This window comes from Zhongshania sp., from assembly GCF_047636175.1.
Lineage (GTDB): Bacteria > Pseudomonadota > Gammaproteobacteria > Pseudomonadales > Spongiibacteraceae > Spongiibacter.
In genome coordinates this window covers 69014-94422 of the sequence record NZ_JBLIKC010000014.1, presented here as the reverse complement: position 1 = coordinate 94422, position 25409 = coordinate 69014, and the positions used below count along the sequence as shown (strand labels likewise).

General features: G+C 49.2%; 23 protein-coding genes and 1 other RNA gene. 8 read left to right on the top strand and 16 right to left on the bottom strand.

Annotated features, from left to right (window positions below):
* Window positions 1-76: 76 nt before the first annotated feature.
* The 3 genes from dnaJ to grpE all read right to left on the bottom strand — a co-directional run bounded on the left by dnaJ (window position 77) and on the right by grpE (window position 4021).
* The gene (gene dnaJ / locus ACI955_RS10150; RefSeq protein WP_415243635.1) at window positions 77-1204 is read right to left on the bottom strand and encodes a molecular chaperone DnaJ; all 1128 of its coding nucleotides are present in this window, start codon (window positions 1202-1204) and stop codon (window positions 77-79) included.
* A gap of 188 nt (window positions 1205-1392) precedes the next feature.
* Window positions 1393-3318: a molecular chaperone DnaK gene (gene dnaK / locus ACI955_RS10145; protein ID WP_415243634.1), complete on the bottom strand. Its 1926-nt coding sequence runs from the start codon at window positions 3316-3318 to the stop codon at window positions 1393-1395.
* Between the two features lie 124 nt (window positions 3319-3442).
* Window positions 3443-4021, bottom strand: coding sequence for a nucleotide exchange factor GrpE (gene grpE / locus ACI955_RS10140; protein ID WP_415243633.1), 579 nt, complete (start codon window positions 4019-4021; stop codon window positions 3443-3445).
* A 190-nt stretch (window positions 4022-4211) separates the two neighbouring features.
* On the opposite strand from grpE, the gene recN reads away from it, so the two are divergent.
* A complete protein-coding gene (recN, locus tag ACI955_RS10135; RefSeq protein ID WP_415243632.1) occupies window positions 4212-5879 on the top strand; it encodes a DNA repair protein RecN in 1668 nt (555 codons plus the stop codon).
* Window positions 5880-5946: 67 nt separating this feature from the next.
* On the opposite strand, the gene fur is transcribed toward recN, so the two are convergent.
* Complete coding sequence (fur, locus tag ACI955_RS10130) at window positions 5947-6366, bottom strand: ferric iron uptake transcriptional regulator (RefSeq protein WP_415243631.1); 420 nt, start codon at window positions 6364-6366, stop codon at window positions 5947-5949.
* A 75-nt stretch (window positions 6367-6441) separates the two neighbouring features.
* On the opposite strand from fur, the gene ACI955_RS10125 reads away from it, so the two are divergent.
* Complete coding sequence (locus ACI955_RS10125; RefSeq protein WP_415243630.1) at window positions 6442-6825, top strand: outer membrane protein assembly factor BamE; 384 nt, start codon at window positions 6442-6444, stop codon at window positions 6823-6825.
* Here the strand turns inward: ACI955_RS10125 and ACI955_RS10120 are convergent, their stop codons facing one another.
* From ACI955_RS10120 to ACI955_RS10110, 3 genes are read right to left on the bottom strand one after another with little or no spacing between them, the layout of a single operon-like run.
* Window positions 6826-7152: an RnfH family protein gene (locus ACI955_RS10120; RefSeq protein WP_415243629.1), complete on the bottom strand. Its 327-nt coding sequence runs from the start codon at window positions 7150-7152 to the stop codon at window positions 6826-6828.
* Window positions 7133-7567, bottom strand: coding sequence for a type II toxin-antitoxin system RatA family toxin (locus tag ACI955_RS10115; protein ID WP_415243628.1), 435 nt, complete (start codon window positions 7565-7567; stop codon window positions 7133-7135). Before ACI955_RS10115 ends, ACI955_RS10120 begins: the two co-directional genes overlap by 20 nt.
* Window positions 7568-7607: 40 nt before the next feature.
* Complete coding sequence (locus ACI955_RS10110; RefSeq protein WP_415243627.1) at window positions 7608-8978, bottom strand: sodium-dependent transporter; 1371 nt, start codon at window positions 8976-8978, stop codon at window positions 7608-7610.
* Between the two features lie 88 nt (window positions 8979-9066).
* Between ACI955_RS10110 and smpB the strand changes: the two genes are divergently transcribed.
* The 3 genes from smpB to ACI955_RS10095 are packed head-to-tail and all read left to right on the top strand — an operon-like array spanning window position 9067 to window position 10721.
* The gene (gene smpB, locus ACI955_RS10105; protein WP_415243626.1) at window positions 9067-9543 is read left to right on the top strand and encodes an SsrA-binding protein SmpB; all 477 of its coding nucleotides are present in this window, start codon (window positions 9067-9069) and stop codon (window positions 9541-9543) included.
* A gap of 23 nt (window positions 9544-9566) precedes the next feature.
* Complete coding sequence (locus tag ACI955_RS10100) at window positions 9567-10064, top strand: SixA phosphatase family protein (RefSeq protein WP_415243625.1); 498 nt, start codon at window positions 9567-9569, stop codon at window positions 10062-10064.
* Window positions 10065-10097: 33 nt separating this feature from the next.
* Window positions 10098-10721 carry a class I SAM-dependent methyltransferase gene (locus ACI955_RS10095; RefSeq protein ID WP_415243624.1) on the top strand — a complete coding sequence of 208 codons (624 nt, stop codon included), beginning with the start codon at window positions 10098-10100 and terminating at the stop codon, window positions 10719-10721.
* Window positions 10722-10730: 9 nt separating this feature from the next.
* On the opposite strand, the gene ppk1 is transcribed toward ACI955_RS10095, so the two are convergent.
* The gene (gene ppk1 / locus ACI955_RS10090) at window positions 10731-12890 is read right to left on the bottom strand and encodes a polyphosphate kinase 1 (protein WP_415243623.1); all 2160 of its coding nucleotides are present in this window, start codon (window positions 12888-12890) and stop codon (window positions 10731-10733) included.
* Window positions 12891-13034: 144 nt separating this feature from the next.
* Between ppk1 and ACI955_RS10085 the strand changes: the two genes are divergently transcribed.
* The gene (locus ACI955_RS10085) at window positions 13035-14534 is read left to right on the top strand and encodes an exopolyphosphatase (protein ID WP_415243622.1); all 1500 of its coding nucleotides are present in this window, start codon (window positions 13035-13037) and stop codon (window positions 14532-14534) included.
* 52 nt (window positions 14535-14586) lie between these two features.
* Window positions 14587-14948: a transfer-messenger RNA gene (ssrA, locus tag ACI955_RS10080) on the top strand.
* A 134-nt stretch (window positions 14949-15082) separates the two neighbouring features.
* Here the strand turns inward: ssrA and ACI955_RS10075 are convergent.
* The 8 genes from ACI955_RS10075 to ACI955_RS10040 all read right to left on the bottom strand — a co-directional run bounded on the left by ACI955_RS10075 (window position 15083) and on the right by ACI955_RS10040 (window position 24689).
* Window positions 15083-15811, bottom strand: a complete 729-nt coding sequence (locus ACI955_RS10075) for an NYN domain-containing protein (protein ID WP_415243621.1) — start codon at window positions 15809-15811, stop codon at window positions 15083-15085.
* A gap of 187 nt (window positions 15812-15998) precedes the next feature.
* On the bottom strand, window positions 15999-16262 hold the full coding sequence (locus tag ACI955_RS10070; protein ID WP_415243620.1) for a DUF4124 domain-containing protein: 264 nt from the start codon (window positions 16260-16262) through the stop codon (window positions 15999-16001).
* Window positions 16263-16552: 290 nt separating this feature from the next.
* A complete protein-coding gene (locus tag ACI955_RS10065; protein ID WP_415243619.1) occupies window positions 16553-17788 on the bottom strand; it encodes an iron-containing alcohol dehydrogenase in 1236 nt (411 codons plus the stop codon).
* A 712-nt stretch (window positions 17789-18500) separates the two neighbouring features.
* Entirely contained in the window at window positions 18501-19820 is a 1320-nt protein-coding gene (locus ACI955_RS10060) for a hypothetical protein (RefSeq protein ID WP_415243618.1), read from the bottom strand.
* Between the two features lies 1 nt (window position 19821).
* Window positions 19822-21624: an arylsulfatase gene (locus ACI955_RS10055; RefSeq protein ID WP_415243617.1), complete on the bottom strand. Its 1803-nt coding sequence runs from the start codon at window positions 21622-21624 to the stop codon at window positions 19822-19824.
* 134 nt (window positions 21625-21758) lie between these two features.
* Window positions 21759-22733: a zinc-dependent alcohol dehydrogenase family protein gene (locus ACI955_RS10050; protein WP_415243616.1), complete on the bottom strand. Its 975-nt coding sequence runs from the start codon at window positions 22731-22733 to the stop codon at window positions 21759-21761.
* 69 nt (window positions 22734-22802) lie between these two features.
* Window positions 22803-24209, bottom strand: a complete 1407-nt coding sequence (locus tag ACI955_RS10045; protein ID WP_415243615.1) for a dihydrolipoyl dehydrogenase family protein — start codon at window positions 24207-24209, stop codon at window positions 22803-22805.
* 30 nt (window positions 24210-24239) lie between these two features.
* Window positions 24240-24689 carry a DUF1499 domain-containing protein gene (locus tag ACI955_RS10040; protein WP_415243614.1) on the bottom strand — a complete coding sequence of 150 codons (450 nt, stop codon included), beginning with the start codon at window positions 24687-24689 and terminating at the stop codon, window positions 24240-24242.
* Window positions 24690-24810: 121 nt separating this feature from the next.
* Between ACI955_RS10040 and ACI955_RS10035 the strand changes: the two genes are divergently transcribed.
* Entirely contained in the window at window positions 24811-25269 is a 459-nt protein-coding gene (locus tag ACI955_RS10035; protein ID WP_415243613.1) for a MarR family winged helix-turn-helix transcriptional regulator, read from the top strand.
* Window positions 25270-25409: the final 140 nt, after the last annotated feature.

Here is a 25409-nt window from a genome sequence, read left to right as displayed (position 1 = left end):
AATGGAGAAAAAATCAGGGGAAGTCGAGACTGGATTCCACCAGAAGGTGGAATCCTTCGAAAGAAGTGCTAATAAATTAGATTTTCATATCGTCGAAAAACGTTTTTACGCCGTCAAACCAGGTTTTTTTCCGCGGTGACTGCTTATCATCGCCTTCCATACTCGCCTGCAACTCTTGCAATAACTCTTTTTGACGCTTAGTCAGTGAGACCGGCGTTTCCAAAGTGACTTTACAAATTAAGTCGCCGGTGCTGCCACCGCGAACCGGTGTAATACCCTTGCCACGCAAGCGGAAAGATTTACCCGTTTGGGTTTCAACCGGAATTTTGAGCTTTACGCGTCCGCCTAAGGTCGGTACATCCAACTCTCCACCCAGCGCGGCATCAGCAAAGCTGATCGGCACATCACAGTACAAGTTCTTACCGTCGCGCTTAAAGATCCCATGCGGACGCACAGACATCTGCACGTACAGATCGCCCGTTGGACCGCCATTAGGACTGGCCTCACCTTCACCGGTAAGACGAATACGATCACCGGTATCAACACCAGCGGGCACTTTCACCGACAAGGTTTTGGTCTCTTCATTCAAACCCTGACCGTGACACTCTGAGCACGGATTAGAAATAGTGCTACCTTTGCCACGGCAATTCGGGCAGGCCTGCTGCACGGCAAAAAAGCCCTGCTGCATACGCACCTGACCTATACCGTTACAAGTAGCACAGGTAATCGGCTTAGAGCCTTTTTTGGCGCCGCTACCGTCACAGGGCTTACACGCCACCAAGGTAGGGATACGAATTTTCGCCGTTGAACCGTGAACCGCCTGCTCAAGCTCAATTTCAAGCGTATAACGCAAATCTGAGCCGCGCTGTGGACCGCGCTGACGACCACCACCACCGCCGCCGCCACCAAAGATGTCGCCAAAGACGTCACCAAAAATGTCGCTGAAACCACCGGCGGCGCCACCACCGCCGCCGCCTGCATTGACCCCTTCATGACCGAAGCGGTCGTAATTAGCGCGCTTTTCTTCATCGGCAAGCACTTCGTAGGCTTCCGTCGCCTCTTTAAAAATATCTTCTGCTTTAGGGTCATCTGGATTGCGGTCAGGATGATTTTTCATCGCAATACGACGGTAAGCTTTTTTAACTTCCTTACTATCCGTGTCTCGCGACACACCCAAAATTTCGTAGTAATCTCGTTTTGACATAGCTTCGCTTTACACTGTTCAGGAGAGTGAAGGCAATCAAACCGCCGTGCCGCTCTACCAGATAAATTGATGACTGTTGTTAAACGCCAAACGGGAAATCGCTAGAACACTTAAAGAACTTAATAGCTCCAGCGTCTCACGTCTCCCGTTAAGCAGAATATAAGTTTGGGGCCGCTAGGCCCCGCGCTTTACTTCTTATCGTCGTCTTTCACTTCTTCAAACTCGGCATCGACAACATCGTCAGCGCCAGACTGAGGCTGCTCTTCACCGCCACCAGCTGCTTCCGCTTGAGCCGCTTGGTCGGCGTACATTTTCTGAGCGAGACCACCAGATGCTTCAGTTAGTTTCTTAGTGGCTTCTTCGATTTTCTCGACATCGTCACCCTTAACCGCTTCATCAACTTCAACCAAGGCGGCTTCAATTGCAGCCTTCTCTTCGTCGGTCGCTTTGTCGCCAGCTTCTTCTACTGTTTTGCGGGTCGCGTTAGCCATTCCCTCAGCAGTATTACGAGCCACAACCAGTGCTTCAAACTTCTTATCCGCTTCAGCATTGGCTTCAGCATCGCGCACCATTTGCTCGATTTCGTCTTCCTTCAAACCACTAGAAGCAGTAATACGGATAGACTGCTCTTTGCCCGTCGCCTTATCTTTGGCCGACACATGCAAAATACCGTTGGCATCAATATCGAAGGTTACTTCAATCTGTGGCAAACCACGTGGTGCTGGTGGAATGTCTGCTAAATCAAAACGGCCCAATGATTTGTTGGCTGATGCCTGCTTGCGCTCACCCTGGACAACATGAATAGTTACCGCAGTTTGGTTGTCATCAGCGGTCGAGAACACCTGAGATTTCTTAGTAGGAATCGTGGTGTTTTTCTCGATCAGTGCTGTAGAAACGCCGCCCATGGTTTCAATACCCAAGCTCAGCGGAGTAACGTCAAGTAACAATACGTCTTTTACTTCGCCAGACAGCACCGCGCCTTGCAATGCCGCGCCCATGGCAACCGCTTCATCAGGATTAACATCGCGACGCGCATCTTTGCCAAAGAACTCAGTCACTTTAGCTTGCACCAAAGGCATACGAGTCTGACCACCGACCAAAATAATTTCGTCTACTTCAGAGACCGACAAACCGGCATCTTTCAAGGCAACTTTCATTGGCTCTAATGAACGCGCCACTAGATCACCCACTAAAGCTTCGAGCTTCGCACGGCTTAGCTTTACTACCAAATGCTTAGGACCAGTTGCATCCGCCGTGATGTAAGGCAGGTTAATCTCAGTCTGCTGGCTAGAAGATAGCTCGATCTTGGCTTTCTCAGCCGCTTCTTTCAAACGCTGAACGGCAAGAGAGTCGCCTTTCAGATCAATGCTGCTTTCTTTCTTGAACTCTTCCGCCAAATAATCAATCAGGCGCATATCGAAATCTTCACCACCTAAGAAGGTGTCGCCGTTAGTCGACAACACTTCAAACTGGTGCTCGCCATCTACTTCAGCAATTTCAATAATCGAGATGTCAAAAGTACCGCCACCCAAATCGTATACCGCAATAGTGCGATCGCCCTTGGATTTGTCCATACCGTAGGCCAGGGCCGCTGCAGTAGGCTCGTTGATAATACGCTTTACTTCTAGACCCGCGATGCGGCCAGCGTCTTTCGTCGCCTGACGCTGAGAATCATTAAAGTAAGCCGGTACAGTGATAACCGCTTCGGTTACTTTTTCACCGAGGTAGTCCTCTGCCGTCTTCTTCATTTTCTTCAGCACTTCAGCAGAAATCTGTGGAGGGGCCATTTTCTCGCCCTTCACTTCTATCCAAGCATCACCATTATCTGCTTCGCAGATAGCGTATGGCACCATTTTGATGTCTTTTTGAACGACGTCATCTTTAAAGCGACGGCCGATCAAACGCTTTACTGCGTAAAGCGTATTGTGCGGGTTAGTAACAGCCTGACGCTTAGCGCTTTGACCCACTAACACTTCTTTGTCGTCGGTATAAGCAACAATAGAAGGTGTAGTACGCGTACCTTCTGAATTCTCGATTACCCTAACCTTGCCTCCGTCCATTACCGCAACACAAGAGTTAGTAGTACCCAAGTCAATACCAATAATTTTTCCCATCATCATTCTCCACGTAATCTAACTGTCGCCACTTGCGGCGAAAATTCTTTTGTCTTGTTGACATATATTGGCCCTTATCCACACATTTCAAGGGGGCATAGGCCGTTTTTAATACAATTACCAATTATGGCGCTTTAGCAATCACAACCATTGCCGCACGCAACAAACGGCCGTTAAGGGTGTAACCCTTTTGCATAACATCCATTACTGAATTTGGCTCAACGTCAGGGTTCGGCACCATCGCCATCGCCTCGTGATACTCGGGATTAAACGGTTCGCCTACCGGATTCAACTGCTCAACATTGTGACGCGCCAAGGCATCTATCAGTGTTTTGCGAGTTAACTCAACACCTTCCAAGATCGACTTTAAGGCTTCGTCTTCGACATCTGCAGAAGCCAATGCACGATCTAGGTTATCGACAACCGGCAGCATATCGCCGGCAAACTTCTCAAGCGCGAACTTACGCGCATTCTCGGCATCCTTTTCGGCTCGGCGACGAATATTTTGCGCCTCCGCAGCGGCGCGCAATGACTGCTCACGCGCATCAACAACGGTCTGTTTTGCCGCCTCTAGCTGCTCTTCAAGGCTAGGCTCTAACTCACCGCTAAGCTCTACATCCAGCTCAACTGCTTCGTCCTGCTTCAGCTCCTCAGATTGAAGTTCTTCATCTGGCTGTGCCGCTTTATCTTGTTCCTCTGTCACGTATCCACTCTCCGTCACACGTATTCGGTCTTGCGGACAATTGCCGCGTTGTCGCGTATATGGGGTTCACCATAGGTAATTCAAGGCAATGACCAATATTTTTACCACTAGTTATTGACGATTGACCTCACCAGCAGTATTTTACTGTATACATATACAGTCTAATTTTTAATAATCGCGAGAGATCATCATGCTGAGCAATCTTAATATCAGCAATTACGCCATTGCTGAACACCTCGACATTGAACTCAACCCAGGCATGACCGTGCTCACCGGCGAAACCGGGGCAGGCAAGTCCATCATGCTCGACGCACTCGGGCTGGCGCTGGGCGACCGCGCAGACAGCAATATTGTTCGTATCGGCGCCGATCGCGCAGACATTCATGCCCTATTCGATATCAGTGGCATCCCAGCAGCTCACACTTGGCTACAGCAACGGGACTTGGACGACAGCGATGAATGCATGCTTAGGCGAGTAATTTCTGCCGATGGTCGCTCGCGCGCCTACATCAATGGACAACCTGCCACACTGCAAGATGTTCGTGAACTCGGCAAATTACTCATCGACATTCACAGCCAGCACGCACACCAATCTCTGCTGCAAAAGCCCTACCAGCGCGAACTATTAGACGCCTATGCCGGCACCACCAAGCTAGCCAAGCAAGTAAGCGAGCACTGCCACCAATACCAGCACTGCGTAAAAACTTTAGCGAAACTAGAAACCAATCTCGCCGAGCAAAATGCTCAGGAACAGCTGCTGCGCTACCAGCTTGAAGAATTACATCGACTCGACCTCAAGGCAGGTGAAGTCGAGGAACTTGAAAACCTACAAAAGCAACTCGCCAATGCAGAACAAATATTGGCCGCCAATCACCACAGCTTAAACCTCTGCCGAGACGGCGAAGTTAACGCTATGGGTATTCTGCATCAGGCAATATCGTCTCTTCAAAGTAGCCAACACAGCAGTCTTGCGCAGGATAACGCCGCGCAACTTATTGAAAGCGCCCGCATTCAAATCGAAGAGGCCGCCGGCGAACTTCAACAAGTCATCGATAGCACAGAGCTCGACCCGGAGCGCCTAATCGAAACCGAAGCCAGGCTAGACGCCATCTACCAAACCGCGCGCAAACATCGCATCCAGGCCGATGAACTCGCGGCGTTACAAGCCTCGCTAGAAACCCAGCTCGAGGAACTGGATGCCGGCGACGAAAAAATTGACCAGCTGCGCAGTGAGCAAGATCAGGCTCTAAAAGCGTATCAGAGCACCTCGGTAAGCTTGAGTAAAAAGCGCGCCAAAGCCGCCAAGCTTATGAAGCAAGGGATAGAAGAACAACTTCAAGCACTGGCGATGAAACACTGCGAAATCGAATTTGCCATGCATCCGCTAAGCAGTAATGAGCCTCACAGCTACGGCCAAGAAGACATTGAGATATTAATTAGCACTAACCCCGCTAGCGCCAAGGGCCCGCTTAACAAGATCGCCTCGGGTGGCGAGCTATCGCGCATTAGTCTTGCCATTCAAGTGATTACCGCCCAAGTTGCCGCGATACCTACCGTGATCTTTGACGAAATTGATGTCGGCATTGGCGGCGCTACGGCAGAAATTGTTGGCCAAATGCTCAAGTCCTTGGGACAACGCAGCCAAGTGCTGTGCGTTACCCACCAAGCTCAAGTCGCTAGCCAAGGCGATCATCACATCAGGGTGCAGAAGGTCGGCAACAAAACCAAGCTAACAACAAGCCTGGAGCCGCTGGAAGAGAATCAAAAGATTGAAGAAATTGCGCGGATGTTAGGCGGGATCGCCATTACTGAAAACACCCTCGCCCATGCTAGAGAAATGCTAGGAATACGCCACTAACAGAAACAGTCGGGCATCGACACAGCACTAGGGCGAGCTATTATCGCCCTTAGCAGGCAATCATGTATCACTTGCTCTTTTTAGGGCGCACGTACAGAACAAGACTATGATCAACCAAATCGAAACCGCGATCTTCAACTAATTGACGCTGGCGCGTCTCAATAACATCATCGTAAAACTCAATAACCTCACCCGTTTCCATACATACAATATGGTCGTGGTGATCACCTTTCTCTAACTCAAACACCGAATGACCGGTCTCAAAGTTATGTCGCGTTACCAAGCCAGCGGCCTCAAACTGGGTCAGCACCCGGTAAACCGTGGCTAAACCCACATCCTCGCCCGACTCCATCAAGGCGCGGTAAACATCTTCAGCGCTAAAGTGTTGATTATCGCTTTCAGCCTGCTCTAGCAGCTGCAAAATCTTCACTCTCGGCAAAGTAACTTTGAGCCCGGCCTTACGAAGCTCTTGATTTTCTATAGACATATGCCCTGGACCTTAGCGTTGCGATTAGGTTTGCGCTATTATCCCACGCCTTTATAAGCGATTGGAACCCTTAGAATGTATAAACTCCTTGCCACAGCCTGCCTACTCGTCTCTTTGGCCGCCTGCAGCTCTTTGGAATTCCCTGGTGTTTACCGGCTGCCCATCGATCAAGGCAACGTTATCACCCAGGAAATGGTAGATAAGCTCAAAATCGGCATGACTCGCAGCCAGGTTGAATACGTTATGGGCACGCCACTAGTGCGCGACACATTTAGCCCCGATCGCTGGGACTATATCTACTCCCTAAACGATCAGAACAACGAGAAACAAGAGCGCCACCACCTGACAGCATTTTTTGTGGACGGCAAACTCAGTGAATTCGACACTGACATCAAATTGAGTCCAGAACAGGCAGCAGAAACTGCGCCCGACGCCGCAGAAGCGACCGACGAGCAATAATTACTTAACGTCTTTGCGAGCCTTTACTTTTGCGGCTCGCTGCTTGCGGACCTCTTTGGGATCGGCAAGCAGCGGCCGGTAAATCTCTACGCGTTCGCCCACTTTAATCGCTTGGGTATCTGGCGCATTCACCGATTTACCAAAAATCCCTAAATCGACCGTGCTTAGATCCAAGCCCGAAAATTGCTTATCTAAGCCTGATTGCATTGCCGCCGCACGCACCGTGCAACCCTCAGGCACCTCCAATGCAACAATGCGCTGCCTATCGGGCAGGGCATACGCCACCTCAACATGAATCGTATTACTGTTATTTTCCATATTGCTCATTCGCTCTCTTCACAAGGGCATCGACCAAGTTATTAGCCACCGAATTAAATAGCTGCCGCGTTGCTGCACCAACCACATTATTGGTCAAGGCAAACTCCAAATGTAAACTAAGCTTACAGGCGCCGACACCCAAGGGCAGTAGCGCCCATTCGCCAGTGAGATTTTCAAAAGGGCCATCAATTAAGGTTAATTTCACACTGCGACCGGGCGTCAAGGTGTTGCGAGTGACAAAACTAAGACGAATCCCGGCGCGGGACAAATCTAAACGCGCATCCATGGTTTCAGCTGTCTGCGCTAATATCTGCGCACCAACACAGCCATCCATATATTGAGGATAAGCTTCAATATCATTGATCAGCAGATAAATAACATCCGCAGAATACGGCAGTAAAGCACTGCGTCGAATCTCGCTCATTCGGGGGTCCTAAATCATTCAAAAGCACTAGGCCTATAATTTATGCAACAACACGCAAATACAAACCAACAACTAGTACAGCCAACACGGCCGGGGGCGCAATATAACGCAACAAGGCCTGCCAAAGCCAAAAAAACACCCCTTCAAACCATCCTTCTCGAACCCCATACACCAGTTTAGGCACCCGCCAACCGGCAAACAAAACAAAACACCAAGCACACAAGGGCAGCAGCACATTAGCCGCAAGAATATCTAACCACTCCATCAAACTACGTGACCACCAGCGCATTCCAGAATCTGCCATCATCGACGAAATCGACAAATCACCCATCAAAAACACCATGCCGCCTACCAGCATGGCCGCAAGCCAACGCATAAAAGCCCAGCGCTCAACCAAGTAGGCAACCACCGGCTCCATCAATGCCACCACCGTGGTCAAAGATAGAATAAACAGCAGCAGATAAAACGCCGTGCCGGCAATATCACCAAAAACCAAATTACCAAAAGAGAATGGCAGGCTAATAAACAATAACGCAGGCCCAGAGCCAGACACAATGTGCTGGTCAAACACCAAGGCCAAAATAGCGACACCCGCAATAATCACCACCGCCGTGTCAAACACCGCTAAGGCAATCAGCTGACGGGTAACCGATCGGCCCGAGGGAAAATACGCGCCGTAGGCCATCAGTGCGCCAGTACCTATACTTAGGGTATAGAAGGCGTGCTGCAAGGCCGAAAATCCGCCTCGCCACGTCAGATCCTCCAGCCGCAATTCAAACATCCAACGCAAGGCCGAATTAAAGTCTCCCAAGGCATAGCCGTAATAAAGCAGACCCAACAGTACTAGCAACAACACCGGCAGAATAACGCGCAACACCGCCGCCATGCCCCACACCACATTTAACGCCGATAGACTGACGGCCATTACTAGGAACAAGCGCTGCCAAAACCGCATAAGCTCAGGTGACGCCAACAAGTCCTGAAATTCTTTAGCAACCACATCCACACTAGCGGCATCCATCACTCCAGATGACATCTTCGCCACATAGGCGAGCAGCCAACCAGATATAATCGAATAATTAACCGCTAGCAACAAAGCGGCAATACACGCTATTTGAGTCACCAAAGACCAGTGCTTACTCGCCTTAGCGTAATGCGCCAACTGATCCATTGCATGCACTGGGTTGCCCCGAGCGCGCACTGCAATGCGTACTTCAGCTATCGCGATCGGTAGCATGACAAGAAATAAGCACGCCACATACACAATGAGGTAAGCACCACCGCCATTCTGACCAAGCTCCTGTGGCGTCCTCCAGAAATTTCCCAGACTGACCACCAAACCAGTGGCTGCAGCAAGGAAAGTCCAACGGCTAGACCAGATACCTTGTATTTTCCGTTTTTTTAAGGTCATACACCAACAACATTAATTTCTGAAAATCAGCCATCTTTTTACCTGACCGCAATAGGTTTTGCCAGCAACTCCCTCTATAATCGCTGCCATGAGCAAAAACAAATCAAAAAACACCAGTGGCAACATCGCCCAAAACAAAAAGGCACGTCACGACTACAGCCTCACTGACAAATTTGAAGCAGGCCTTGTGCTGCGCGGATGGGAGGTTAAAAGTCTACGCCAAGGTAAAATCCAAATTACGGACACCTACGTCATACTTAAAGACGGCGAGGCTTTTTTACTGGGCTGCAACATCACTCCACTACTCAGTGCCTCCACCCATTATGTGACTGACCCCACCCGCACTCGTAAACTCTTGCTACACGCAAAAGAACTAAGCAGACTACAGGAAGCGGTTCAACAAAAAGGCTATACCTGTATATGCACAGCGCTGTACTGGAAAAAGCATTTGATTAAGGCTGAGATTTGTTTAGCCAAAGGCAAGCAGGATCACGACAAACGTGAGACTGAGAAGAACCGCGATTGGGAACGACAAAAAATGCGCATTGTGCGCGACCATAACTAATACGAGCTAGCCGCCCTTCAATCATGAAAACTCTCTATTTGCTGCGCCACGCCAAATCCACCTGGGATGACGACAAACTCAGCGACGCGGACCGCCCCATAAGCAAGCGCGGGAAGCGCGACTGCCAGCTAGTTGCAGCAGAAATGCAACGCAACGGCAAACACATTGGTCATGTGTATTGCAGCACGGCGAAGCGCGCCCAGGAAACCCTAAAGCGTTTTCAGGTAGAGTCCGATGTATTTGACGACGCTGAAATCGTTCATGAAAATGCCCTTTACACCTTTGAAGCGGCAAAATTACTCGCCTGGTTAAAAGAGCTTCCGCAGTCAAAAGACAGCGCCTTCATTATTGGTCACAATCCTGCCCTCGCAGATTTGGCAAATTATTTATATGACGGCAAGATTGGCAATGTTGGCACTTGTACTTTTTTAGAGCTCGAAATCAACATCGAGTACTGGGATCAACTCAGAGCCGACAGCGCAAAACTCTCCGACATTATTCGCCCCAAGCAATTCCGTTAAATCGTCATCTGCGACACAGGATACTAGCCGACAATGACCGCGCATCCGGCATTAAAAGATATTAGCATTGTTAACGACGTACTCATTCTAAAGAAAAACCATAAACTTATTCGCCGCATGCAAAGAGCGCTACCCGGGCCAGAGATACATGGCTATCAAGTCTGGGGATCATCGTTTCTAATCATGGATTACCTGCTAGAAAATCCGCCCAAGAAAAAAGCTAAGATCACTGAGATTGGCTGTGGGTGGGGAATTCTAGGCGTTTCTTGCGCGCAGCAATTTAAAGCAAAAGTCACCGCCGTAGACGCCGACGAACATGTCTTTCCCTATCTAGATGCTCACGCATTGCTAAACGACGTTAAAATTTCCACCCGAACGGCGCGCTACGAACACCTAAAGCCGGCAGACCTAAAAGGCCATAGCCATATGCTAGGTGGCGACATCTGTTTTTGGGATAGTTTGGTAAAGCCTTTGTTTTCAGCGATAACGGCAGCTCGCGATGCCGGTGTTAGCACCATCATCATTGCCGATCCGGGCAGACCGCCGTTTCACAAATTGGCAAAACGCTGCCAAAAAGCCTTTGGTGCGACCGTGGTATCACGCGAAATCAGCAGCCCTAAAAAGCTAAGCGGCGAACTGCTGATTATTTCTCAGTAAGTAAACCCGCTATTTCTTTGTCTTTGTCTTTGTCTTTGTCTTTGTCTTGGTTTTTACCTTCACCGGTTTCGTCTTCAATCGCGGCCGGTATTCAAGCTTTGCCATGCGCGGTAATTTACCCGTACTCAAAAACTTGTGCGTTAATAGCTGCGAGCGAATTCTAGCCGCACTTTTCTTTCTAGGCCTAAAGACATTGCTCTGCGAAGCATCAAGTATTCTCGCCTTCATATTATCAGCCCACTGCAAATCTATAATAGACTGCAAGGTGTGCTGCAAGGCCTTGCTATACACTGGGCAAGTCACTTCAACCCTAAAATCAATGTTGCGGGTCATTAAGTCTGCAGATGAAATAAAGTAGCGCGGCTCACCGGCGTTGCGAAATATATAGACACGGGGATGCTCTAAGAACCCATCCACAATACTAATAGCTTCAATATTGTCACTTAGCCCTTTGACCCCCGGCACTAATGAACACATGCCCCGAACAATCAAGCGCACTGGCACGCCAACCGAGCTAGCCATATACAATTTATCAATCAGTTCACGATCAACCAAATTATTACATTTCAGCGTAATACCGCATTCACGCCCTTTTTTAGCATTGCGAATCTCGGTTTCAACTAAGCCCAGCAAACGTTCACGGCTATTAAGCGGCGACACCCCAAGATGTTTAAACTCATGACGCTTATAATTGTAGGCAATAAAATCAAATACTTTTGCAACCTCATCGCCCAAGGCCTGATCATAGGTCAACAAACTAAAATCAGTGTAAACCTTAGCCGTCTTCTCGTTAAAATTACCGGTGCCAATATGGGAGTAGTATTTTTGAACACTGCCTTCCTGACGCACAATCGAAATCAACTTGCTGTGCACTTTTAGCCCAGGCACACCCAGTATGACATTCACGCCACCATCAGTAAGACGTTGCGACAGGGCGATATTTGCGGCCTCGTCAAACCGTGCCTGCAATTCAACGACCACCGTCACTTCTTTGTGATTAGCCACCGCATTCAATAAGGCATCGACCACATGCGAGTTAGAGGCGACGCGATAAAGACTAGCCTTAATGGTTTTTACTGCGGGATCAATCGCCGCAGTCTTGAGCAGGTCGGTTAGATAATTAAAACTGTGGTAGGGGTAATGCAGCAATATATCTTGCTCACGCAAGCAGCTAAGAATATTTTCCGCCTGATCAATTGCCGGCAACGGAATCACAGGCAACTGCTTACTATCCAGATACGCGGGCCCTAAATTTGGGAAACTCATAAAGTCTTTAGAGTTATGGTAACGCCCGCCGGGAATCATAGAATCCAAGCGCCCTAAGCCCAACCGCTTCACCAAATAGTCGAGCAGATCCTTAGGCATGGCGCCGTCGTAAACAAAGCGCACCGGATCGCCCTTCTTCCGGCGCTTCAGGCTTTGGGTCATTTTCTCTACAAAGGTGTGCGTGACCTCTTCACCCAACTCTAAGTCTGCGTCTCGTGTTAGCTTTAGAGTATATGCTGCGGTCTCATCCAGGGGGAAAATGCCGCGGAAGACCTCCGGCAAACACACCCGAATCATATTTTCTAGGGCGATAAGCACCTTGCCATGCTTGCCTTTACGGCCGGGAATACGAATAAAGCGGTCTAATCTAACAGTGGGAATTTCAAGCAGCGCGAAGCGAGTTTGCTGCTCGCGACTCAACTTAATAGCCAAATATATTGAGGCATCATTGAGCTCTGGAATCGGGTTAGCATCATCTAAAATGATCGGCACTAACTCTTGCTGAATATGCGAATGAAAATACTCTCGCACAAACTTAGTTTGGGTTTCATCTAACTGACGCTCACTGACCAAATAAATCTTGCGGCGCCGCAACTCTTTTAAATTTTCTTGGTACACAGCATCAAAACGGTGCTGCAACTTCATCACCATCTGTCGAATTTCTTCTAACAGTGCTTTGTACTCATCTTGTTTTGACGGTGGCGAGAACGCCGCCAAGCGCCGCACGTCAGCAACCCGCACGCGGAAAAACTCATCAAGATTATTTGAGAAAATACCTAAATAGCGAATACGCTGAATAATCGGCACTTCAGGATCTTCTGCCTCCTGTAAAACTCGCTCATTAAACGACAGCCAACTCAACTCTTTAGCAATCCATGATGTTACTTCGCTCTGCCCGCTCATCACCAACCCTTGTCTCTTTATAAGTCTAATAAAAACAACCCACTAGCTTAATAAATTATGATGTCATTAATATGACATCTTTAAGCTGTCGATTTTGATCTGCCCAGCCGATACACTAACGCCCCACCAAGGAACTTTTATTAAATGGCTCAAAATTGCGACTCTTACGCGGCCCTAGACCTAGGCTCCAACAGTTTCCATCTTCTTATTGCCAGTTTTCAAGACGGTAAACTCCGCGTCATAGACCGCCATAAAGACATAGTTAGGCTCGCGGCTGGCTTAGATGATGATGGCTGCCTAAGCGAAGATGCGCAAATTCGCGCGATCGAGAGTCTCACCAAAATGGCGGACCGCCTGCGGGGCGTGCCGCGCAGGCAAATTCGCATTGTAGGTACCAACACCCTGCGCGCGGCTTCCAACGCCAACGAATTTATGGCCAAAGCCGAAGCGGTCCTGGGACTGCCTATCAACATTATATCTGGCACCGAGGAAGCTCGCCTTGTATACCTTGGTGTCGCCAATGACTTCTCGCCAGAAAAACAGCGTCGCTTAGTCATTGATATTGGTGGCGGTTCCACCGAACTGGTCATTGGCACCAACACGCCGCGCCAGCTCGAAAGCCTTCCCATGGGCTGCGTCAGCTTCAGTATGCGCTATTTCAAAAACGGCGACATCAGCGAAAAAGCCTTTAAAAAGGCCGTTAACGCCGCCAGGCAAATGATTGGCCCCTACGTAGAACCCTTTCGCGACCAATGGGACGAAGCAGTCGGCTCTTCAGGCACAATTCGTAGCATAGGCAAAATACTTACAGAGCAAAAGTTCAGCGACGCTGGTTATATTTCGGCAGAGGGCTTAGAAAAACTTAAAGATCAATTGCTCGCCACTGACACCAGTCGCAACCTTGCTATTCCCGGCCTCGGCGATGACCGCAAAGAAGTCTTCATTGGCGGTTTTGCGGTGCTTTACGCCATCTTCCAAGAATTAGACATGCAAGGCTTGCACGTCTCGGCCTACGCCATCAGGGAAGGTATTATCCACGACCTCGCCGGCCGACTGAATCACCGTGACAGACGCGAAGACACCATTAAGCAGTTTATTATTCAATACGGTATCGACAGCGCCCAAGGCGGCCGCATTGCAGATTTGTGCGCAAGACTCCTTCCCAGCGTTACCGCGTACATAAGCACACCGCAACACGAGGCAGAGCCGCTACTGCGCTGGGCAGCACAACTTCATGAACTCGGTCTTGCCGTAGCACATGGCGGCTATCATAAGCATGGTGCTTATATTATTGGCAATGCCGATATGCCCGGATTCTCGCGGCAAGAACAAGCGCGACTCAGCTTTTTAGTGGCCAACCATCGTCGTAAACCCAAACAGCCCAGCACCCTAACTTACGGAGTGACTGCTGACTGGCCCTTAATTTGCGTACTCCGCTTAGCCTGTATTTTATATCGACGCCGGCAGCCCAAAAAACTCCCAGAGGGCATAAGCCTAAGTAGCACCGGAGCAGAGGAGCTTACCCTCTCCATTCCCGAAGACTGGCTAAGCATCAACCCACTCATTGCCGCAGATCTTGACGACGAAGCAGATCTACTCAATAAGTCACTAAACATCAAACTAAGCATCGAACGTAAAAACTAAGCGAAGCAACACACTGGCCGCAGGCAACGCAAAGCGTTACACTTACCGCTCTGGGGCCGATTTGGATTCGACGCCGGTTACAACGCTCTGTGGTGCATGCCGTGATGACAGCCAATCACGTAAATCCAAAGCTGTAAACCTAATAGTTGCCAACGACGACAACTACGCTCTAGCCGCTTAAACCCCGGTTAGCGGTCGCTACCAGATGCTTGTAAATGGGACGCGACTGTCATATAGAACAAGCTAGCGAGTGAAGTATGTCTGAGACCGAACCGCGAAACACTTATCGGAATCGCCAATAACGTCCTGCCCGTCGGGCTGTTTGCGGTTAAATTAATTGACGGAAACCAAGCATGTGAAGAGCCCTGAGTGGCGGACTGACGGACGCGGGTTCAATTCCCGCCGGCTCCACCAAATATCAAACCTCAGCCTGAAAGGGCTGGGGTTTTTTATTGCCTTCAATGTGGGTTACGCCTCGTTAATAACACGCCAATTACTCGAGGCGTTGAGCCAAGCGAAAAAACCAACCGCTCACACCCGTGTTAAATTTATTTGCGAGCGTCTTTGATATACATGGCGGAGCCATTGTTTCGCATTTGAACCTCAAACAGCTCTGTTGCTCGAATTAAGTCGCCAAGCTTTGAGTAACCATAATTTATTGCAGAAAATGAACTATTATTTGAAATATAGTGACCAACTCTACTCATGTGCGCCCAATGATCATCTTCTGATGACTGCTCTACCGCTGTTCTAAGTAGCTTTACGAGCGACGTATTTGACCTTAATTTATTTCTATCTTGCCTTTCAATAGTAGATCCATTGTTCGCCTTGTCATCGTCTTCGGTAACAAGATTTTCTGTGTATATAAACGGGGAGCATGCGTCGACAAAGGGCTTCGGTGTCTTCTTTTCGCCAAATCCGTATACGGGTAAACCGCTCTCAAGAATCCGAAGTACTAGAGGAGTAAAATCACTATCGCTCGTCATTAGAGCAAATGCATCAACATTGTTACTGTATAGAAGATCCATGGCGTCAATGATCATCGCTGAATCGGTGGCATTCTTCCCTTTCGTATAAGCAAACTGCTGCATTGGTCTTATTGCATGTGGATGCAGTCGCTCAATCCAACCAGATAAGGATGGGTTATTCCAATCTCCATGAGCATGACGAACATTAACCATCCCATACTTGGCTAATTCTTTTAGTACACCTTCAATAGAATTATGGCTTACGTTATCGCAATCGATAAGAAGCGCTATTCTTTTATGCTCTGGCATGTATCTCCTTGGCCCTAACGGCACTCTTTGTAATACCGGTCTGAGATATCACGTTTTTTTCTTACGATAGTAATTGCTCTGGCGCACATTGTAACCTCGACGCATCCTGTCTTGTATTTGGTCCAAAGTTTCCAAGTACCCTTTGCACGGGTAAGAATCATCCCTAGAGCGCCCGATGCGTGCTCGCTCAATCATTGTTGCTTGCGGCCCTAGATGTTTTGGGTTTTGTGGGCTGGGAATACCCCTGAGGCTTTACTGGATCGGCGCGATGAACGTAGGGCAAGTCAAACTCATGACGTAACTTGTATGGCTTGCCATTGCCGGGTTTGACGTCGGAGTACTGCACACGTCCATTTGAATCCGTCCATTGATAGACTTCTGCCGATACCGCCGAACTAAGAAAAGTCGAAACTCTCGCAACTATCGCAAACGCAAATTTAACAATCTGCATATTTCATCCGTGAAACTGAAACGCATTAGATGAGCCGAGACTATCTTTGCACACGCTCAACTAACAAAATCTTTATTATAAATTAGCTCGCCATACCTAAGCAGGCCGCCTTCGCATTCAAAGAATCAATCATCCACTACAGAAAATCAAGACTCACTCCCAGCTGCATGCCTCTGCTCGTCTACCATGGCCTAGCAAGATCTCCCTAAACTAGCGCGACTAGAAGTATTCGGACATAAAAAAGCCGGCAATTGCCGGCTTTTTTATGTTTACACGAAATCGCTACTCAATCATGAGGCTAATGCCGCCGCACCTTCGGTACTGATTAGTAAAGTACGTAAGATAGCTTGGCAATCGGCATGGCTCATCAAAATAGGGACTGGGTAGCCTGAGCATTCCTTCACCGCTGCGATGGCAATTTCTGGAATATCGGCTTCGTTTAAACGATCCAGTTGAGCGGGCACACCTAAGCGTTTATTTAAATCTGCAACTGCATCAATGAATTTTTCAGTTGCTTGCAGATCGCTATCACTGCTAGTGGCGACTTCAATAAGCCGTCCTAGCTTAGCCAGTGGCTGCTGCGACGTTTTGGCCATAAAACGCAGTACTTCTGGCATAACCAAGGCATTAGCTAAGCCGTGAGGCGTGCCATAGTGGCGACCCAACTGGTGAGCAATCGCATGCACATTACCCACGCCAGCATCGTTAATTGCCATGCCAGCATAGTAGGCGGCAATCGACATTTGCTCTCTAGCTACCGCATCGTTACCGTCTTTATAGGCGCGGGGCAAATATTCAAAAACCATTTTTACAGCGGCATAACCATAGGCGTTACTGCTGTCTGTGCCCCATAGGCTGATGTAAGTTTCGATAGCGTGGGTTAAGGCATCCATTCCAGTTGCGGCTGTGATCGCCGCTGGCATACCAAGTAGTAAATCGGCATCTAGGGCAACCGCGCTTGGCAGCATTTTGGGATCGGCAATAAAGAATTTCTCATGGCTGTGGTGATCAGAGATAACCGCAGCAATAGTCGCCTCTGAGCCAGTACCGGAGGTTGTTGGTAAGGCGAACAGCGGCAAGGGCGCCTTCTTCACTTTGAAATAGCCAACCAATTTAGTGGCATCTCTGCCGTTGGTTGCTGCCGATGCAATGGTTTTAGCGCAGTCGATAGATGAGCCGCCGCCAATCGCCAGTACCGCGTCGCAATTGTATTGCGCCTGCAGTGCTAGCCCGTCGTCGACCATGGCAAAAGTTGGGTCAGGCAAGGTGCCATCATAAATTGTGCAGCTAACCCCTTCCTCGGTCAGGACATCCACCGCACGGGCAACAATACCCAAGTTCACTAGGGGCTTATCGCTGACTACTAACACTCTCTGAATACCCTGCCGCGCAATGTGGCGACACAGTTGCGCGGTGCTGCCTTGGCCAGTAAACGCCATGTAGGCCAACGACGGCATTAATTTAAAGGGGATCGTAATCAACGCTAAGTAGGTGCGCTGCAATAAGGTTCTAAAAAACTTACTCATTCTAAACTCCACTAGTCGATCACAGAAAAATCACGTCAAATATTGCGACACACACCGCAGCCTACAGCTGCGAATCTTCGGCAGCTACGCCGTTTCGCCTTGATATTTGGGAACAGTATTTAGCCACTATTCTTTATTCAGCATCTTAGTACTGCAATGCCTAAGCAGCACGCTTAGTTACGCGAAGTGCTTGGGTATTTTGAAACCAGCCGGTGACTTGCGACACTTTAAGGGCTCAATCATAAACCTAGTTTGAACATCGGCGGCTATATATCAGCCAAGCCCCATTCTAAACATATTTACAGGTGTTAAGTAATTATCGCGAAGAAAAAGCACAGCGTCATGAATGCCAAGGGCAATTGTATCGCCAAGACCGCCGAAAAAATGACCGCTACCAGGACTCAGCAATAACTCTTTTTAAAACAATCGCTTGGGGTAAAACTGCGCACTACTTAAATACTTATTATTGATCGATGATCTTAAACATGTTCTTAGGCTATCAGGGTCGCCGCTGAAGCGGTTAGTCCTCAGGCGCCTCATCTTGGCGGCGGGCGACCCCAAAGGCACCAGCAATCGCCAATATTACTTTATTGTAATGTAGCAGCCGAGGATCTACCGGCGGCAGTCGGTTTTATAATGCCAACTGCGTGGCCAAGCGACATCAGTGTAAAGGGGAAGGCTTAGTTTTTGTTATTATTGGCGACAGCAGAACTTACTCAAAAGTCACATGCGTCAGTTTGTCTAAACCTAGCCAGTAATAATCACGCGCAAAACCGGGCGCGGAGAAACACAAAGACTGCACATAGTTATTCATCGCAAAACGGGCTTTTTCCTCGCCGGTTTCAATATCGAGAATAACGCCCTCTTCGCCGTTTTTTAAACCTCGCCAGGTTTTCAGGCTGCGGTAGTCTTCGGTTACCAATTCACCGGTATCTGCAAAATAGAGCCCGTGACCGGCCATGCCAAAGTCTTCACGCTGCCATAGGGCGGTCAGTTCATTGGTTTTAAGATCATGCCGCCACGCCTTTACGAATGCATTGGCCGAATCGTAGGCCACTAAAATACGACGCTGACTGCAGTACAGTGGCGGGTTACTTATGCTGCCACCACTCATGCCGCTAACAGGCGTAATACTGAAATCACTGCTGTCACTAACACTGACACGAATAATATTATTAGGGCTGGTCGCCACGCCCTCATTCAGCATAGATACGGCTTTATTGGCGGTATGCTTGCCGTTGTCCATAAACCAAATATTGTGCTGATCAATGACGGGGTCCCAGCCGTAGCTTTGTCCCGAATTTTGGAGGGCATTGTTAATATAGTTAAACGCCCAGTGGCTATCGCGCTCTAATGTTTTGCTGGAAGTATTAAAGTGATACCGATAAATGGTGGTAACGCCGGTGACATACACGGTGTTCCCCACCGCGCTTAACCTCGAGATTGACGGCTCTGGCATCTCGATGGCATGACTTATGGTGAGGGTATCGGGATCAATGAGCAGTAATTGGGTTTGGCCGTTCTCGGCAATCGGCTTGGTAACGAGATGGCCGCTATCCAAAATAACGTGGGAGTTATACGGTAAGTTTTGCGGCAGCTTTAAGCTGTTGATGCATTCGCAGTCGGGGTTCAAGCGATGCATGTAACGGCCAAATGTCACATAAAGATCGCCGTTACGATGAATGGCAAAACCACCCGGCCAAAATGGACCGCCGGCAAGCTTGGGAGACTTTTTAAGGGGTGCCAATGTTTGCGGGTCAATTTTTTCAATGTAAGAGTGGCAGTCAAAACCCAGGCCTCTTCGCAGAGTATCGTGGTGCATGAGATACACTTCGCCAGGGTCTCGCAACAGCACCATGTTACCTATTAACAAGCGCCGGCTCACTAGCTTCACCCGATCAGTGGCTAGAATATTTAATCCCTTAGTAGCCGTTGGCATTTGCGAGCGCTCAGGGCCGCCATCTTCACATGACCAGGGACTATTGTAGTATCCGCTGGCAACCGCATTGCGGTTGGTGATATTAGCAGCCACGCTATTGTCCTCGCCGCCGGCGCCTGATAAACCAAACCAACACTGCCAGCAATAACAGCGGTGGCACGACTAAATAGAACCAATACGCGCTAAAGAGTTTTTTGTAGGTGTTGCGCATAATTTGTTCAAGGGCGTCATAGCCTTCGGGCATCGCCTGCACGCCGTGCGTCACTGCGTACTGCTGGTAGTCGGCGAGCAAAGTGCTAAAGACGACAGGCTCGGCGTCGGCTAGATCACTGGTTTCACCGGGGTCTTTATGCAGATTGTACAAGCGCCAAATACCGTCGCCGTGGGGAGGCAGATTACGCGCCAATTTATACTGATCTTTAAAGAGCGCGGCATTACCCGCCACTTCCAGACCCACGGCTTCGTTGGGCCCATAGGTCTGCTCACTGCTGCCGTTTAACACCGGCTTTAAGCTGCGACCAGTGATGCCGATATCATTTTCGCTTAGCGATGCAGGCAGACCGAGATAGTCCAATATGGTCGGGGTGATATCGGTGACCATAGCCAGCGACGACCGCATTATGCCTTGGGGGATCGTCGGTCCTGCAATAATTAGCGGAACCCGAATACCACCATCACTGCTATAAAACTTAAACATTTTATTAGGCGATGCCGCCGCAGATGCCCACTCTGGGCCTATCGAAACTAAGCTGCCCTTTTCACCCATGGTATCAATATCACTATTGTAGCCACTGACTGCCTTCCACAAGTCTATGCCGGGGGTATGAACAATATCGTTAAATTCGGGGCCGTTGTCGGACGTTACCACGAACAGGGTATTTTCCAATTGACCGCTCTGTTCAAGCCAATTGATAAGACGCCCGATATGATGATCCATGGCTTCGAGCATACCGGCATTAACTTCCATGGCTTTGGCATAAAAACGCCGCTCTTCATCACTTAGCTTTTGCCAATCGCGCAGCCCTTCCGGCATGGCGGCCAAGGCGGCACCAGCGGGAATGAGACCAAGCTGTTGAGCTTTTTGCCAACGCTGCTCGCGCAATACATGCCAGCCTTGGTCATAAACACCGTTGTAGTGCTCAGTGAATTCTCTTGGCGCTTGAATGGGAATATGAATGGCTTGGAAGGCTAAATAAGCTAAGAAGGGTTGCGCGCTTTTATCTGCAATTTTGTTGTCGGCATCAATATAGTCGATCATTTTATCGACGATAAAAGCCGAAGAGTAAAAATCGTCCGGTAAGGTGGCGGGCTGATCATCTTCATACCACGGCGCCGAAGTGTAATACGCCATATACGGCTTTTGTTCCCAGTTATCTGCACCAGAGGCATCTAAAGCAAAGGAGCGGTCGAAGCCGTGGCTGACGGGCAAGTCTTGAACTCGCCGTCCCATATGCCATTTACCGGTCATATACGTTCGGTAGCCCGCCGCCCGCAAATGATCCGCAATGGTTTTTACCCCCGGCTCAAGGGCTAGCGAATAACCGGGCTTACCTTCATGTTCTTTGGGTATCACTTCGGGGATTGTCGCCACACCGGTGAGATGATTATCAACACCCGTCAGCAACATAGCGCGCGACGGCGCGCAAAGCGGCGATGTTCGGTAATTACTGAAACGCACACCCTGATCTGCTAAGCGTTGAATGCTAGGCATACGCGCTTCACCGCCATAGGGCTCAAAGTCCATCAGGCCGGCATCATCAACAAGAATCACCACAATATTCGGTGAGGTCTGCGCAAGTACCGGGGTAGTCGCTAGTAGCAGGCCAAACAGCGCGACGGCAAATACCGGCAAACACAGCCTGTTATTCATCTTATTATTTTCAGAATGGGTACTCATTGCGACTCTCACTAAAAGAATTGACTTAGCATATGCCAATATATCCAATCTCTTAGCTGATTGATAGCCCGCCCCTTTAAGCAAAAAAAAGGGCGAACTGAGTACAGCTCGCCCTTTTCTTAACTAGATAAAAATCAGCCAGTCACTAATATTTTCCCATCTCGGCCACCCTCGGCCGCCGCGGCAATAGCATGCTTAATATCACTCACCGGGTATTCAGCATGTATTTTAGTTTGCAGCTTGCCTTCCACAATGTACTTGGTGATTTGACCAAATACTGCCATTTGCTGTTCTGGCTTGGCATTGCGGAACCAGCGGGCCAACCAAAAGCCTTTTAGGGTCACATCGCGGAACACAAAGGATGTTGCCGAAATCTGACAGGGCTCACCGCTCATTAAACCGTAATTGACCAGCGTACCGCCCATTGCAACCGAGGCTGCCAATCTGTCTGTAGCGGCGCCGCCTATGGCATCAATGGCTAACTTGGGCAAATTGTCACCGGTGGCGCTGGCCACTTCTTTCGCGAGGTTAGGACCGTCGACTAGGACGACATCTGCACCCAGTGCTTTAACGCCTTCAACAGCAGACTCACGACGCACCACATTGACGGTCTTCAAGCCTTTAATCTTGGCCAGCTGAATTAGGTAGCTGCCCACACCAGAGTTAGCGGCGTTTTGAATCACCCAGTCGCCAGGCTTTAAATCAACAAACTCTTCAAGCATCAGCAGAGCGGTTGGCGGGTTGATGGTCATCATCGCCAATTGCTTTGGATCCGCTTCGTTAGGAACCGGAATAAGCTGCGCCGTTTTACACACCATGTGCGTAGACCAAGTACCCATACCCACGGGCAGCATCACGGTTTGGCCAATCGCAGGACCTTTACCGCCAAGTTTAACGATTTTGCCCACACCTTCATTACCACCAATGGCTGGCAAGGGCGGCAATATGCCGTATTCACCGGTTAAGGTAAGCACGTCAGAAGGGTTGATCGGCGATGCGATCAATTCCACCAAAGCCTCATCTTCTGCCAGCTCTGCCACTTCAAATTCAACCGCTTCAATGACGTCCTGGGGGATTTTCCCACGGACCTTATACTGTGCTCTTAACATGTTTTTCTCCTTATAATCGGCGCTGCCATATAAAACCCGGGCAACACGTAAAAATCATTTAGCGTGGGTTTATTTTGATTTAAAGACACCACCAAACCAGCGGAAAAATCGCACCACCGGGTGGTTTAATAAATTATCTAAAAATACTTGCTGAGCAATTTGACGGAGTGCATCTGCATAGGTGGGATAGGGATGAATCACACCCTGTAATTTTGCAAAGTTGAGTCCAAGAGTTTTCATCACCTGCACTTCTGAAATAAGTTCACCCGCCCGTTTGCCAATAATATGGGCACCCAGCACCTTGCCTTTTCGACTGGTAATTAGCTTTATGCGGCCCATATCACCGGCCTTGGTTTTGGCGCGGTCAAGCTTATCAAAATCATAGTTATAGACCCGAATCGAATCTCCGCACTGCTCGCGAGCTTCGACCTCGGTTAAACCGGCACGAGCAAATTCGGGATCGGTAAACGTCGCCCACGACACATGCTGGTAATTGGCTTTTCGTCTGATAGGCAATACCGCATTCATAGTGGCAATCTTGCCCTGAAAATTAGCCATGTGACTCAATAAATACGGACCTGCCACATCGCCGCAGGCGTAAACGCCCTTGGCCGTGGTCTGCAAATAGGCATCGACCTTTACACCGCGATCAGTCTCAATGCCGGCCGCGTCTAGGTTTAGGTCAGCGGTATTTGGCGAGCGCCCCAAAGCCACTAATAAGGCTTCGGCCTCAACAACAATTTCTTTGCCATCCTGCTCGGCATACACCTTGACGCCGAGCTCACTGCGCTCGAACTTGCTAGCCTTGGCCCCCAGATAAAAGTTCACACCCTCGGCAGCTAGCTTGTCGCGAATAATGGCTGAAAATTCCGGCTCTTCTCGAAACATAACCTCAGGGGTCATTTCAACAACCGTGACCTTCACACCCAGCCTGCACATCGCTTGGGACAATTCCATACCGATGGCGCCCGCTCCCAATACGACCATGGAAGCCGGCAAGCTGTCCTGCTCAAAGAAATTATCGTTGGTCAGAAACGGCACGGTATCCAAACCCGGTATGGGTGGCACCAACGGCGACGATCCGGTGGCGATCATAATCTTCTTAGCCTGGAACTGTTCGCCGTTTACCGAGATAACACGAGGAGAAACAAACTGCGCGGCACCTTGCACAAATACCGCGCCGGCTTTTTCCAGCACCTCTGGCGTTTCGTGCTCGTAGATACCTTCACTAATAAGGCGAATTCGTTTGAGAATCGCCGCTGTATCTACCTTGATATCGGCAAACTGACGGGCAATATGCACATCGCTGGCCTCATTGATCAGGCCTTTGCTGGGGATACACCCAGACCAAGTACACTCACCACCGCTGCGGTGCTTTTCAACAATAAGAACTTTTTTACCAAAGCCCAGTGCTGTAAACGCCGAGGTCAATCCCGCCGCACCAGAGCCGATAACAATAAGATCGAACACCTTCATATTGGCCTCCATTTGGTGGTGATGATAAAACTAAAGACCCTGATATAGTTCGGCAATCTGGTCGTAACGCTTGCGATTCAGGCCCATATCGGAATGGCCGGCGCGGCTTGAAGATCGATAATGAACAACCTTGTTATCGACATCGAGCCAGAATTCAACGTCATCGCGATAGCGCATCAACGAGGTGGTAAAGATCACATACAAATAATCTTCAGACTCCGCTGCAATACTGCCACCGCCATAGACCGCAACCGCCGCCTTTAAGGCAGCCAGGGTTTCGGGCGCTGAATCTTTAAATGCCAGCGTAGCCACTTTTTTGTTGGCGTCGTCGACCTGTGAAGACACATTATTTGGCTTGCTGCTGATTGCAGCCAACTTGCCATCCTGCACACCCAGCTCAGGCACACGATTACCCTCAATGATCACCCGAGCTAGAAAGGCGATGACAAGAATCCCGATAACACCCAAAACAATTTGCACGACTCTATTCCTCATGAATACCTCGACAGATGAAAAATACTTTGTGCGCAAAATAATGACAGGCTAGTATTGACCTGTCAATGATTTGTGCGCAAAATAGTTTCGACTCTGGAGAACAGCATTGACCGACATCCCCCAACTTAAGCTTAAAAATCAAATTTGCCACTCGCTCTATTCGGCAACCAATGCCTTAATTCGCGCATATCGCCCGCTACTAGAGCAGCTTGGCCTAACCTATCCCCAATATCTGGTGATGTTAGCCCTGTGGGATCAAGATAAAGTCATCATAAAAGATCTTGTCCAGCGCACTCGCTTCGACGCGGGCACTCTCACCCCAATTCTTAAACGACTAGAGAGTAAGCAACTCGTTAGCACGATTAAAGCCGATAAAGATTCCCGCCAAAAGCTCGTATTGCTTACCGATATTGGCAGGGAGCTAGCCCATAGAGCCAAGCAAACCCCCGACAATATTAGTTGCCAAATCAAGATGGCGCCGGAAGATGCACGGCAACTCAAGGCCCTGGCCGAGGAGTTATACTCCCTTGTTAGCAGCAGCCACATTGAAGATGGCGCTAATTAGTAAGGCAGCATTAGCGCGACCTACTGATCTGCGACCACTCCGTTTGCCGCCAATTACTGGAACGCAGAGCGGCCCATATCTCAAATTTAAGAAATAACACCACTATTTCACTCCACCACCACTTTGTGCTTTTATTGTTT